General features: G+C 69.3%; 13 protein-coding genes. 6 read left to right on the top strand and 7 right to left on the bottom strand.

Going from position 1 to position 12,652, the window contains the following annotated elements; genetic code table 11:
- The first annotated feature begins 127 nt into the window (after positions 1–127).
- From CVV72_RS13695 to CVV72_RS13710, 4 genes are all read left to right on the top strand, one after another.
- Positions 128–286: a hypothetical protein gene (locus CVV72_RS13695; protein WP_219152798.1), complete on the top strand. Its 159-nt coding sequence runs from the start codon at positions 128–130 to the stop codon at positions 284–286.
- A 195-nt stretch (positions 287–481) separates the two neighbouring features.
- A complete protein-coding gene (locus tag CVV72_RS13700; RefSeq protein ID WP_219152799.1) occupies positions 482–2,659 on the top strand; it encodes a helix-turn-helix domain-containing protein in 2,178 nt (725 codons plus the stop codon).
- A 154-nt stretch (positions 2,660–2,813) separates the two neighbouring features.
- Positions 2,814–3,215, top strand: a complete 402-nt coding sequence (locus CVV72_RS13705; RefSeq protein ID WP_219152800.1) for an STAS domain-containing protein — start codon at positions 2,814–2,816, stop codon at positions 3,213–3,215.
- A 22-nt stretch (positions 3,216–3,237) separates the two neighbouring features.
- A complete protein-coding gene (locus CVV72_RS13710) occupies positions 3,238–4,482 on the top strand; it encodes a CdaR family transcriptional regulator (RefSeq protein ID WP_219152801.1) in 1,245 nt (414 codons plus the stop codon).
- 8 nt (positions 4,483–4,490) lie between these two features.
- On the opposite strand, the gene CVV72_RS13715 is transcribed toward CVV72_RS13710, so the two are convergent.
- Together CVV72_RS13715 and CVV72_RS13720 are read right to left on the bottom strand one after the other, a co-directional pair.
- Entirely contained in the window at positions 4,491–4,892 is a 402-nt protein-coding gene (locus CVV72_RS13715) for an STAS domain-containing protein (protein WP_255632683.1), read from the bottom strand.
- Positions 4,893–4,933: 41 nt separating this feature from the next.
- Positions 4,934–5,125 (bottom strand): DUF2795 domain-containing protein, encoded by a 192-nt coding sequence (locus CVV72_RS13720; RefSeq protein ID WP_219152802.1) that lies wholly within the window; start codon positions 5,123–5,125, stop codon positions 4,934–4,936.
- 118 nt (positions 5,126–5,243) lie between these two features.
- Between CVV72_RS13720 and CVV72_RS13725 the strand changes: the two genes are divergently transcribed.
- A complete protein-coding gene (locus tag CVV72_RS13725; RefSeq protein WP_219152803.1) occupies positions 5,244–6,182 on the top strand; it encodes a universal stress protein in 939 nt (312 codons plus the stop codon).
- 10 nt (positions 6,183–6,192) lie between these two features.
- Here the strand turns inward: CVV72_RS13725 and CVV72_RS13730 are convergent, their stop codons facing one another.
- Positions 6,193–6,552: a hypothetical protein gene (locus tag CVV72_RS13730; RefSeq protein ID WP_219152804.1), complete on the bottom strand. Its 360-nt coding sequence runs from the start codon at positions 6,550–6,552 to the stop codon at positions 6,193–6,195.
- A gap of 70 nt (positions 6,553–6,622) precedes the next feature.
- Between CVV72_RS13730 and CVV72_RS13735 the strand changes: the two genes are divergently transcribed.
- Positions 6,623–7,702, top strand: a complete 1,080-nt coding sequence (locus CVV72_RS13735; protein ID WP_219152805.1) for a glutamate--cysteine ligase — start codon at positions 6,623–6,625, stop codon at positions 7,700–7,702.
- A gap of 79 nt (positions 7,703–7,781) precedes the next feature.
- On the opposite strand, the gene CVV72_RS13740 is transcribed toward CVV72_RS13735, so the two are convergent.
- From CVV72_RS13740 to CVV72_RS13755, 4 genes are all read right to left on the bottom strand, one after another.
- Positions 7,782–8,252, bottom strand: a complete 471-nt coding sequence (locus CVV72_RS13740; protein ID WP_219152806.1) for a DUF6098 family protein — start codon at positions 8,250–8,252, stop codon at positions 7,782–7,784.
- 152 nt (positions 8,253–8,404) lie between these two features.
- Entirely contained in the window at positions 8,405–9,328 is a 924-nt protein-coding gene (locus tag CVV72_RS13745; RefSeq protein ID WP_219152807.1) for an alpha/beta hydrolase, read from the bottom strand.
- Positions 9,315–11,339: a CocE/NonD family hydrolase gene (locus CVV72_RS13750; RefSeq protein WP_219152808.1), complete on the bottom strand. Its 2,025-nt coding sequence runs from the start codon at positions 11,337–11,339 to the stop codon at positions 9,315–9,317. The genes CVV72_RS13745 and CVV72_RS13750 overlap by 14 nt, the downstream gene beginning before the upstream one ends.
- Positions 11,340–11,342: 3 nt before the next feature.
- Positions 11,343–12,641: an acetyl-CoA carboxylase biotin carboxylase subunit family protein gene (locus tag CVV72_RS13755; protein WP_219152809.1), complete on the bottom strand. Its 1,299-nt coding sequence runs from the start codon at positions 12,639–12,641 to the stop codon at positions 11,343–11,345.
- Positions 12,642–12,652 lie beyond the last annotated feature (11 nt).

Raw genomic sequence — 12,652 nt, forward strand, 5'->3', positions numbered from 1 at the left:
CCTTGTCGCCCAAGGACCGGCGACGCATTCTTGGTGAGCCGCCCCAATTAGCGGCGAATAACACTCCAACCAGCGGTTTTCCCGCGTTTTCGAGTGCTGCCCGGACGCGCACACCGAAGGAGTCGAAATGCAGGTCATGTGCTCGTTTTCGCTGCTCTTACGGCTGGCTTTCTGGCTGTGGGTGGTCGCGCTCGTCCTCGGGCTGGCGCTCGGCAGCGCACCGGGAACCGCGCCCGCGAACCCGGTCTCACCCGCGGTCGCCACAGACGGAAAGGAGGTGGACTGACCATGCAGACCCACGCCATCGACCTGATTCTCGCCCTGCTCGGCCTCGTGTTCGGCTGAGAGGACACGGGTGATCGACGACAGGAGATGTCCCTGCGTCCGTCGGCCGGATCCGCGGATCCGGCCGTCGGACGGCGGCCGCTGCCGAAACACCGTCCACACGGCCATACTGATCCTCCGACGAGGGTGGGGGCCGATGAACGAGCGAGCCACATTCGGAGCGGAGCTGAGACGCCGCCGCAAAGCGGCAGGCCTTTCGCTCACCGAACTCGCCGCCCGCACTCACTACAGCAAGGGTTACCTCAGCAAAGTCGAGACCGGGCTTTCCGCGCCGAACGCGGCGCTCGCCGCTTTGTGCGAAACCGAACTCGGCGCCGAAGGAGAACTGAAACCGCTGCTGCCCGGTGAACCCGCGCGGCGCAGGACGCGGCCGGACGTCCGGCCTTCCGGTCTGCCACCGGCGACCTCCTCGTTCACCGGCCGGGCAGGCGAGTTGCGGGCCATCCGCGCGGCGCTCGAAGCCGACGGCGGTGTCTGCGTCGTGTCCGGCATGGGCGGCGTCGGCAAGACGGAACTCGCGGTGCGGTGCGCGCACCGGCTGGAATCCGGATTCGCCGACGGCTGCCTGTTCATCGACCTGCGCGACGAATCCGGCGAGCCCGCCGCGGTGCACGACAGGTTGCTGCGGGTGCTGGGTGTTCCCGCGGATCGTGTCCCCGCCGACCCCGCCGATCGCGCGGCGCTGTACCGGTCCCGTCTCCGCGGCCGCAGCCTGCTGCTGGTATTCGACAACGCGGTCAGCGCGGCCCAGGTACGCCCGCTGCTTCCCGCCGAGCCGAAATGCCGGGTGCTGATCACCAGCAGGTCCAGGCTGAGCGCGCTCGACGACGCCGTGCACGTCTCGCTGGCCATGCTGCCGCTCGACGCGGCGGTCGAGCTTTTCACCACGGTCACCGGGGTTCCCGCCGGAGCGGCCGTCACCCGGGTGGTCCAGCGCTGCGGCCGGCTCCCTCTCGCGATCCGGATCGCCGCGGCGCGGCTGCGCGCGCATCCGGCGTGGGACGTCACCGAACTCGACCGGCGCCTGGCGGACGAAACGACCCGCCTCGGCGAACTGGACGACGGGGAACGCTCGCTCGCCGCCGCGTTCCGGTTGTCCGTCCATCAGCTGAGCGCCGCCGAGTCGAGACTTTTCGGCCTGCTCACCGTCCATCCCGGCACCGACGTCGACATCCATACCGCGAGCGCGCTGAGCTCGCTTTCGTTCCGGGAGACCGACCGTCTGCTGGACCGTTTGCACGATGCGCATCTGCTCACCCAGCCGGAGGCAGGCCGCTACGGATTCCACGATTTGCTACGGGCATTCGCGACCGAATTCGTCTTGACCGACGCAGAGGACGGAATGAAAGCATTCAGCAGACTGGCCGCTTTCGCGGTACGGACCGCCGCTCAGGCCGACAAGGAACTCACGCCGCACCGCTTCGTCCCGGAAATCGACTTCGCCCCGGGGCTTCCGGAGCCGGCCCGGTTGGACGACGGCGAGATGGCGATGGCCTGGTTCCGCGCCGAATGGCCAGGTCTGGTCGCCCTGTGCCGGGCCGCACGGGACCGCGGCGAGCACGAGCGATGCTGGCAGCTCGCCTTCTTCCTGCGTGACTACTTCTTCGTGGCCAAACTCTGGGATCCCTGGCTGGAAACCCATCGATGGGCGCGCGCGTCCGCGGAGGCGATCGGGGACCTGTGGGCGCTGGCCACCACCACGGCCAACCTCGGGGTCGCGCATGTCGATCGCGGCGATCTGGACGAGGCTTCGGCGTGCTACGGCGAAGCGCTCGCGCTGTTCCGGCGGATCGGCGACGGGCACGGGGAAACCACCACGCTCGCGCACAGCGGCTGGGCCGAGCACTACCGGGGCGACCACGAAGGCGCCTTGCGGGATCTCCGGCAGGCGCACGCGTCCTATGTCCGTGACGGCAACCGCCGCAACGCCGCGATCACCGAACGCGGGATCGCCCTGGCGCTGACCGCCCTCGGGCAGGCCGCCGAAGCCGCCGTGCTCGCCACCGGGACGTTGGCCGTCTTCGACGAGCTGCGCCTGGACCTCGACGCCGCGATGGCCCTCAACTGCGTGGGCTGGGCCTGGTACAACGCGGAGCGCCACGACCTCGCCGCCTCGGCCTATCGTGCCGCCGCGGACCGGGCCGAGGCCTGCGGGAGCCGGTATGAGACCGCGCGCGCCTACGTCGGTCTCGGCAACGTCGCGGCCGCCGAAGGCTCCGCGGAGATGGCGGCGGACCTGTGGAATCGAGCCGACGAAATCCATCCCGATCTCGATCAGGTGATGGTCGGCGAAGCCCGGGCACGGAGGGTGTGAGACGGGCCCGGTATCGCTCATCCGGCGTGCCGAACCACAAGGCTGCTACGGTTGACCAGTCGCGGTTCAGACACCAGCCGCCGGATCCCCTCTTTTTCCGGGTCCGGCCTGTCCATTGGGCAGCGGCCGGACCCCGTACCGGCAAGGAGTCAACTTGACCGATTACCGCGCTCCCGCTTCCGATCCGCCTCGGTCGGCCCGGAGATTCGCGTCCTCTCTCGACATTTCGATCACCGCTTCCGCCGGTGACACGGTGGTCGCCGTCGCCGGTGAGATCGACCTCGCCGTCTCGGACGACCTGCGGCGGGCGTTGGACGAGGAGCTCCGATTCAAGCCGTCGGCGCTGATCGCGGATCTGTCCGCGGTGACCTTCTGCGATTCGTCCGGCTTCACCGTGCTGGTCCAGATCCGGGCGAAGGCCGAACAAGCCGGCGTCCCGTTCATCATGGTCACCCAGGAGCGGGCCCTGTTGCGCCCGATGGCGCTGCTCGGCCTCGACGCCGTCTTCATCGTGCACCCGACCCTCGATTCAGCACGGGACATGCTCACTCGCTGACCGGCTGTCATGATGGGCGGTTGTGACGGGTGACAAGGATCCGGGTTTCCGTATCGGCGGACGTCCACTGGCGGAACGGCTGACCGAAGTCCTGCCGTCGCTCGCGAAGACGGTGCTCGCCGAGATCGTCTCCCGGATCCCGGAGTACGGTCTACTGCCCGCCGAGGAACTCAGCGGCGACATCACCCACGTGATCGAGCAGAACCTGCGTTCGTTCATCGACACTCTGCGCACCGGGTCCACACCGACGCGGGAGGAACTCGGCTTTCTCCGCGAGTCGGCGGCCCGGCGCGCGGAGGAGGGCATCCCGCTCGACATCGTGCTCACCGCGTATCACATCGGTATCCAGGTGGTCTGGGCGTCGCTGACGCCGGACGCGCGCCCGGAGGAGGTCTCCGACGTCCTGGCGGTCAACGCGCTGACCCTGCGTTACCTGGAGGTGGTCACGCCCGTGGTCGGCGCCGGATACCTCGACGAGCGGCAGACGATGTTCGACGACGAGCGGTCGGCGCGGCACACCGTGCTGTCCGCGCTGCTCGACGGCGAACCCGCGGAGGTCATGGCGGGGCAGGCCGGACTGCGGATGCCGCCGTGCTACCTCGTGCTCGCGGTGTCGGTCGGGGCGCATCCGGACGAGGAGGTCGACGGGGTCGACCCGCTGGTCGCCGGGCGGCGGAAACTCCGGCGGTTGCGGGTCGAACTGGAGCGCCAGATCCGGGGCACCGTCCTGACCTCGCTCACTCCTGAAGGCGGCATCGCCCTGCTGCCGCACGAAACGGTGGCCTGCGACCTGACGGCTCGTGACTGGGCGTGGCTGGGACGCGTCCTCGCCGACGTCGCCCGTACGGCGGGTGCGGACCTCATCGCCGGTGTGGCCGCCGCCGAACCGTCCGCGGTGCCTGCCGCGGCCGGGCTGGCGCAGGACGTGCTCGCGGTCGCCATCGGATCAGGGCGGTCACCCGGGCTGTACCGGCTCGACGACGTCCTGCTCGAATACCAGCTTTCCCGTCCCGGCCCCGCCCTCGACCGGCTGGCCGCCAGGCTGGCGCCCCTCGACGGCAACGAGGAACTCCTGCAGACGCTGGAGACCTTCCTCCGCCGGGGAGGACGACGGCAGACCGCCGCCGCCCTGCACGTCCACCCCAACACGGTCGACTACCGGCTGCGCCGGATCGCCGACCTCACCGGACTGGATCCCACCCGGCTCGAACACGTCGCCCTGGTCAGCGCGGCACTCGCCGCTCGCGCGACCACCCGCCGTGCTTGACCCGCTTGTTACGGGTCACCAATGTGCGCCGACAGGACGTGGAGGTCCTCGCCCTCGCGGAGGTCGAGCAGCCGACGGGCGGAACGGCACTCACCGGGGAAGACGAAGAGGAGCGTGTGCGTTTCCTCGGCGAGCAGCTGCGCTCTTTCCAGCACCCGGATGCCCGTCGTGCCGAAGAACTCGAGTTCGGACAGGTTGACGATCACCTTGGTACCGCTGCCGTGGAGCCGCTGACTCAGCATTTCCCACAGCCTCGGCGCGGGGCCGAGGTCCACCGCACCGTTCGCCTTGACCACGGCCGTATCCCTGGTCGGCCTGCTCACGTGCAGCCGCAGACGGCCGGGGGCTTCGGGTGCCACCTGGTAGGCGCGCTTCTCGTCAAGCGCGCGGGGCGTTGACAAGGAGGTCATGAATGGAAGTACCCCGGCACCGCATCTGATGAAACGGTCGCTTACTCCTTCGCGATCTCCTTGCTCACGCCGCTCGGGCCGTCGTATTCGCGATCGGGAAGGTTCCGCAGCAGGTCGAGCGTCCGGTCGTCGGCGCCGTTGCCCTCGGCGGCCCGGACCAGGTCGTCCCTGCCTGCCGGATAGTCGACGCCCGAAAGGTACTTCTGGATTTCGATCGGGTTCGCGTTGCTCACGGTCTCTCCTCGTTTCCGATGGGCTCTGCCCCCGCCGCGTACCCGGCGAGCAGCCGGGGAAACCGCGCTTGAACATCGCGGAAAGCGGGTATCACCAGCGCGTCGGAGGTGATTTTCCATGTCGGCAGCACAAAGCGGCACCGGGCCGGTCGTGACCGGCTTCGACGGGTCGCCCGAAGCCCGCCGCGCCGTCCGCTGGGCGGTCGCCGAGGCGAAGACCCGCGGCCTCGGCCTGGTCCTCGCGTACTGCACCCATGACCGGCTTCCCCCGCCGGGCTCGGACCCCGTCGCGACCCCGCTGAACGAAGCGGTCCCCCAGGTCGCGGACGACGCGGCGGAAGTGGAACCTTCCCGGCGGCAACTCGCTTCGATGGCCGACGCCCTCAAGCGCTCCGACCCTGATCTCGACGTCCGTACGGTCGTCCGCGGCGGCACGCCGGAGGAGGTCCTGACGTCGGTCGCCGACGAGGTGGACGCGGCGATGATCGTGCTGGGCGAATCCCACACCGGACTGTTCGCCAGGACGGTCCTCGGCTCGACCGAATCCGGTGTGACCAAGACCGCCGGACGTCCCGTCGTGGTCGTACGCGGGGACGAGCCTCCGCCGGGCGCACCGGTGATCCTCGGTACCGACGGCACTGAGCAGAGCGCGCAGGCGGCGGGGTTCGCGTTCGACTTCGCGGCTCGTCACGGGCTCACCGTGCACGCGGTCCACGTCGCGCGGATGCCGATCTGGGGGCCGGCGAGCGAGCCCCTGCTCGGCGGCCCGGTTCTGGATCCGGCCCCGGGCCTCCCCCAGGAGGTCGCCGACGAACTGGTCGCCCGGCAGCTCGAACCGTGGCGGGAGCGCTATCCCGACGTCGCCGTGGAGATGGTGCACGGGGTGGGGCCCGCCGCGCAGGCGTTGACCGTGCAGTCCAGTGAGTCCGCGCTGCTCGTGCTCGGCCGGAGCGATCACGGCGATCTCCGGCGCCTGCTGCTGGGCTCGGTCAGTGACGACGCGTTGCACCACGCGCACTGCCCGGTGGCGGTGGTCCGCGCTCAGCCGGTCGGCTGAGCGCGGAGCGTCACGAAGAGGTCAGTTCGCCGAGCGTCCGCTGGGAAACTCGCAGTTCAGCGGCCAGCAGGAGGCCGCCCGTGCGAGCCTGCGCGAGCGCGTAACCGACCTCGGAGACCTTGTCCCAGGCTTCGCCCGGCGTGTCCCCCGCACCCACTTGACCGGCCAGCAGGCTCTCTTCGAGCTGCTTCTGCAGGCCCGGCAAGACGTTGGCGAGGTCGTCGGCGAGCCGCTGCAACGCCCCGATGGTGCGGCAGAGATCGGCGGGCGAGGCGGGCTCGTCGTCCCGCAGCCTGCCGTACAGGCGACGCACGACCGCCCCGGCCTGTGCGGCCAGCAGGTACGGCGGCTCCTCCGACTTCGGTCCCATGCCGTGAAGTACCCCGTCCACGACCTGCGAAAACAAGTTTGTGCCGAGAAGGCCGGGGGTATCAGCGGTTGTGAACAAGGACGCGCTCACCTTCGGGGTCGAGGAAGAGTTCTTCGTGGTGGACCGGGCCGGTCATCTCTCCCCCGCCGGCGACGCCGTCGTCGACGCCGCGGACGAAGAAGAGGGCGAACTCCAGCAGGAGCTCACCCGATCCCAGGCCGAATCGGCCACCGGTATCTGCACGACCCGGGACGAGGCCGAGCGGCAACTGTCGACGATGCGGGCCGAACTGGCCAAAGCCGCCGTCCGGCGGGGCTGCCGCCTGCTGCCCAGCGGCAGCGCGCCGCTCGCGGAGACGGACTTGCCCGCCATCACCCCGAATCCGCGCTACGAACGGATGTCCGACCATTTCGGGGCGACCGCCCGGACGTCGCACACCTGCGGCTGTCATGTCCACATCGCCGTCCCCGACCGGGAAACCGGGATCCGGGTGATCAACCACGTCCGGCCGTTCCTGCCCACGCTGCTGACCGTGACCGCCAATTCCGCCATCTGCGACGGGTACGACACCGGGTACGCCAGCTGGCGCTACCAGCAGTGGAACCGCTGGCCCTCGGCCGGTTCGCCGCCGCTGTTCACCTCGCTGGACCACTACGAAAGCATCGTCGACGCCTGGCTCCGGGCGGGCGCCATCCTCGATCGCGCGATGGTCTATTGGGATGTGCGGCTTTCCGAGACGCAGCCGACCGTGGAGTTCCGGCTCGGCGACGTCGCGGCCACCGCCGGTGAAGCGGCTCTGTTCGGGGTGCTGATCCGCGGGCTGGTCGGCACGATCCTCGCGACGGAGGAGCACCCGCCGAACCTGTCCAACGAGGTCCTGCGGGCGCAGATCTGGCGCGCGTCCCGGGAGGGCCTCTCCGGCCGCTGCCCGCATTTCCGCACCGGCGACCTCGCTCCGGCGAGCGACGTGCTCGACGACGTCGTCACCTTCGCGGCCGGTGCCCTCGAAGAGACGGGTGACCTCGATTTCGTCCGAGACGGCTGCGCCCGGCTCACCGCCGAGGGCAGCGGGGCCGACCGGCAACGAGCCCGGTTCGAGAAGCGGGCACGCCCGGAAGACGTCGTGGACCTCCTCGCCGTCCAGCCGTAACTCGCGTGATTGAAGGCGTAACACGCGTGATTAGAGCCGTAACTCGTGAGTTACGGCTCTAATCACGCGAGTTACGGCTCTAATCACGTGAGTTACGGCCCGGCGCACGGGTGGTCAGCTCCGGCGGGCGGCGCAGGGGGCCCCAGTCCGCGTCGTGCCGAGCCCTGTCGCGCAACAGTTCGCGAGCTTCGCCGAGAACCGCGGTAGAGATCCTCGCGACGGGTTCGGGGTCGGTCAGCAGCGGCTCGTTGTCCGGGCCGGAGCCCACGACCCGGCCCGCCAGTACCCAGGGCTTGGTCCCGCGACGGCGTTCGTGCCGGAGGTGGCAGTAGTCGTAAAGCCGCCTGGCCAGCCAGAGTTCGAGCGGCTGGTCGCGCCACCAGGGTTCGGGATCGAGGGGGTTCACCGAGAGGCCCGGCAGTTCCGCGCCGGTGAGTTCGTCCCGGCTCGTGCCGGGACGGTGTTCGGGACTCGGCGCCCACCGGACGTACAGACCCTTCCGCCGCCGGACCAGCGCGGCCAGTTCCCCCAATGTCTCCAGCTGCTGCATCGAGCGCTCCCCGACGAAAGGATGGACTCGGTGACCGGCGCGCCGACGGCCCTGCTCCGCCGGGGCTGCCCACGCCGGTCCACCTCACGACCGGCGGACGTACAACCTCGCTGCACCGGCCGTTGCCTTCCGGTTACCCCCTCTTCACCCGGCTACACCGATTTCACCAGCGCTCGTTCCACGAGATGCGCGATCCCCTCCAATGCCAGCCTCGCTTCCGGGATCGAGGCCAGCATCCACGCGTGGATCATGCCCTCGTATTCGTGATAGCCCAGCGGTACGCCTTGCTCGGTGCACAGCGTGTGGAGGCGGCGGGCGTCGGAGAGGAGGACGTCCTTCGTTCCGATGTAGACAGTGAGCGACCCGAGCGCGGAAAGGTCCCCGGACAGCGGGCTGAGCCTGGGATCGGTACGCGGCAGCTGTCCACTGTAGAGCCTGGCGGCCTCGTTGAGCCCGGTGAGCGCGAGGTACGGATCGCGCTCGTCCAGCGCGGGTTGCGCCGGATGACTCATCGTCAGGTCGAGCCACGGCGACAACAGGACGGTCTCCTTGGGCACCGGCCGTCCTTCGTCCCGCAACGCCTTGGTGAGCGCCAGCGCGATCCCCGCGCCGGCGGAATCCCCCATCACGATCTGGTCGTCCGGGTCGGCACCCGCGGAGAACTCGTCGTAGGCGCGGCGGACGAACGCGGTGGTCTCCGGGCACTGGTGCTCCGGGGCCAGCGGGTAGATCGGCACGGTGACCGAGCAGCCGGTGCGGTCGATCAGCCGTCCGAAGAACCGCCAGTGGTCGTGCTGGATCTGGTGCACGTAGGCGCCGCCGTGGAAGTACAGCACCTTCTTGCCGCCCCCGCCGCCGGGCGGCTTGACGGTATAGCAGGGCCGTCCGTCCACTTCGGACCGGCGGACGTCGAACCGGCGCCTGATCGAGCGGATCGGCCCCCGATCACCCTTCGCCTGACTGCTTTCGATGCTCCGGCGGAAGCGGTCGAGCTCGGCGTAGGTGCGCTTCCGGCCACTGAGGCGCAGCCACGCGAGCAGCGCCTTCGCCGGAAGACTCGTCTTAGACCAGGTCACGGGGTACCGTCCGATGCCAGTTGCGGGAGAACGTCCTTCGCTCCCCTTCGTATGCGTCGAGCTGTGCGTCGATCACGAATTCGGTGGGAGTGCAGGAAACCCGGGTGCGGGTCTCGGACCGCGCTTCCCAGTCACCGCGGGCGAAGGTCATCGACCAGGACGTCTCCGCCACCGGGGAGCAGAAGTCGTCGGCCACCCACGAGTAGCACTCGAAGACGTTCCTGGTGACGTCGAGATCGATGTCGTCGAACCGGACCTTGCCCTCGTTCTTGACGATGTCGAGCGAGGACCGGTAGTCGATCAGGTCACGCGAGACCGTCCAGCGCTGCTCACCTGGCTCGATCTGGGTCGCGGGCAACGGCTCCGCGCCTTCGGGTTCGCCGAACGGCCGCGCCGGGACCTCGTCGGCCTCCGCCATCGGCCGGACCGGCAGCGTGAGCGCGCTCTGTCCGGTGTGGACGGTCACCATCGCCGGTTCCGGCGGCGGCCACGCCAGCGGCCAGTACGACGACGAGATCGACAGCCGGATGCGGTGCCCGGCGGGGAACACCTGCGCGACGGCGTTGAGCTCGACGCGCACCCGGTACCGCTCGCCCGGTTCCAGCGGCTGCGGGTCTTCGTGCCCGTCCCGGTGGGTCAGGTTCAGCAGCCCGTAGGTCACGCGCGTGGCCCTGCCGTCCGGGGCGACGTCCGACAGCCGGACGGCTACCTGCGCCACCGGTTTGTTCGCGGAGACCTCCAGCTCCACCACCGGCGAACCGAGGATTTCACACGGCTCGGTGAGTTCGTCGGTGTCGAAGACGAGCGAGCCGCCGTCCTCCTCCCGCTGGTCGTACGGCAGGTCGGGCGGGGCGCTGTAGGATGCCCACTTCCCGGCGAACTGGCCGACCGAAAGCGGCGACTCCACGGACAGGTTCTCCGCCGGGACGTCCTCATCCGGCCGGGCGATCCGGTGCCGGGCGAGCCGGTGCTCGGACGGTCGCACATGCGGCGACGGCCAGGCCGGCTCGCCCACCCAGCGGCCTGGGCGGTCCTCGTACGAAGTCGACGGGGGCACACTGTCCTGCATCCAGGTCTGGAGCATCGGCCCGTCCATGACGCCGTTTTCGACGTCCTTCAGCCAGTGATCCCACCAGCGGACCAGTTCCTGCAGGTAGCCGATGGCGGGGCCGGGCCGCCCGAGATGCGGGTACTTGTGGGACCACGGCCCGATCAGCCCGCGCCGGGGCACGTCGAGATTCGCCAGCAGCCGCGAGACGGCGTTCGAGTATCCATCCGCCCAGCCGCTGGAGGCGAGGACCGGCACTTGGACGTCGCTGTAGTTCTCGCAGACCGACGCGTGCCGCCAGTAGTCGTCCCGGCGTTGATGGCTCAGCCATTCACCGGCCCAGAGGCTGCAGTTCTCCAGCCGTTCGTGCCACAGCTCGCGCCACCGTTCACCCGCGAGCGCGGGGTCGGGCGGCAACGTGGCGTAGGCGAACATCGTGGAGGCCTCGGCGACGTTGTCCGAAAGCAGGCAACCGCCCATGTAGTGCATGTCGTCGGAATAGCGATCGTCGGTGAACGACGAGATCGCGATCGCGGTCAGGCTCGGCGGTTTGCGCGCCGCCACCTGCAACGCGGCGAACCCGCCCCACGAGATCCCCATCATGCCGGTCCGGCCGGAGCACCACGGCTGCGCGGCGATCCACTCCAGGACGCCCTCCGCGTCGAGCTGCTCCCGTTCGAGGTACTCGTCGGTGAGCACGCCCTCCGACTCCCCCGAACCACGGATGTCGACGCGGACGCAGGCGTAGCCGTGCCCCGCGAGGTACGGGTGGTGCACGGAGTCCCGCACCGAGGTCAGATCGCGGTGGCGGTACGGGATGTACTCCAGGATCGCGGGGACCGGCTCACCGTCCGAAGCGACCGGCCGCCAGATCCGGGCCGACAGCCGGACGCCGTCGGAGACCGGGATCCAGACGTGGTCCTCCTCGGTGATCTCGTACGGCAGCGAAGCCACCGTCCGCATGGGCTATCCCTCCTCGAAGTCGAACCGCAGCGCTTCGACGCACCGCCGGTACTTGCTCTCCATCTCCCGTTCGGTCTGCGCCGCCACGAAGATGTGCGCGAGCTCGTAGCTGTAGCTGTCCTGCTCGGGCAGGTCGGAGAGCCGGATGCCCTTCTCGGCCACCGGCTCGATCTTCACCCCGGGGATCTCCGCCTCCAGGTCCGCGATCTCACCGCGGGTGGGCACCCGGGTGACCAGCCCGTCACGGAAGCGGCGGTAGTACCACTTGCCCGCGATCCGGTAGTCACCCCGGTTCCGCCGGGTCCGGGGATCCTGGCCGAGGCCCAGCTGGACCATGATCTGGTGGTTCGCCACCCCGTCGACGTATTCGAACAGCTCCGCGTGGGACTGCGAATGCCGTGGGTTGATCTCCAGCAGGCAGGCCTGCCCCGATTCGGGGTGGCAGAAGAACTCGATGCTGAACGTGGCGTTGTCGAAGCCGATCTGCTCCATCACGCGGACGGAGATCTCCTTCATCCGCTCCACGGCGTCCTCGGGCAGTTGCGACGGGTACTGATGCCGCTGGAACGAGGCGGTGTCGGGGTAGTTGATCGAATCGAGGACCCCGTAGACCGTGACCTGTCCTTTGTAGACATAGCCTTCGGTCGCGGCCTGCACGCCGTTGAGCTCACCCTCCGCGAGGCAGGCCGCTCCCCCGGCGTCGGCCACCTCGGCGGGGAGGTCGACCGTGGCGAGGACGCGCTCGAACGGCTTGCCGACCCTGTCCACCCCCGCCCGGATCTCGGCGACGGCCTTGTCGAACTCGTCCTCGTCGCCGACGTGGAAGGCCAGCTCCGACGAGAACGACTTCACCGGCTTGAGCCACATGGGGTAGTCGACGCCCTCCGGCGGCCGGGGATCGTCCTCGTCCAGGTCGACGATGCCGAACGCCGGCACCTCGTCGATCACCTTCGACTGTTCGAGGCGGCTCCAGTACTTGTGCTCGCACTTCAGCACGGCCTCGAGCGAAACGCCGGGCAGACCGTACTTTTCGCACAGCATCGCCACCATCGTCGACGACGGGAAATCCCAGTAGCTGACGATCGCGTCGATCGAGCCGTCGAAGGCGTCCAACTGGTGCTCCGCCTTCTCCACCAGCTCCACGATCTGGATCTCACCGTGCTGGAGCTCTTCCGGCGTCAGCAAGGCATGGAAGCGATACCGGTCGGCGCCGGGGATTCGTCTCAGCACCTCGTCGTTGCTGTCGTCGAGGCCAATGACGAAGATGTTCTTTTCCTCTGGGGGACTGGAGGATGTGGTCATAGGGCAGTGCT

This window comes from Amycolatopsis sp. TNS106 (genome assembly GCF_019330265.1).
GTDB classification, from domain to species: Bacteria; Actinomycetota; Actinomycetes; order Mycobacteriales; family Pseudonocardiaceae; genus Amycolatopsis; species Amycolatopsis lurida.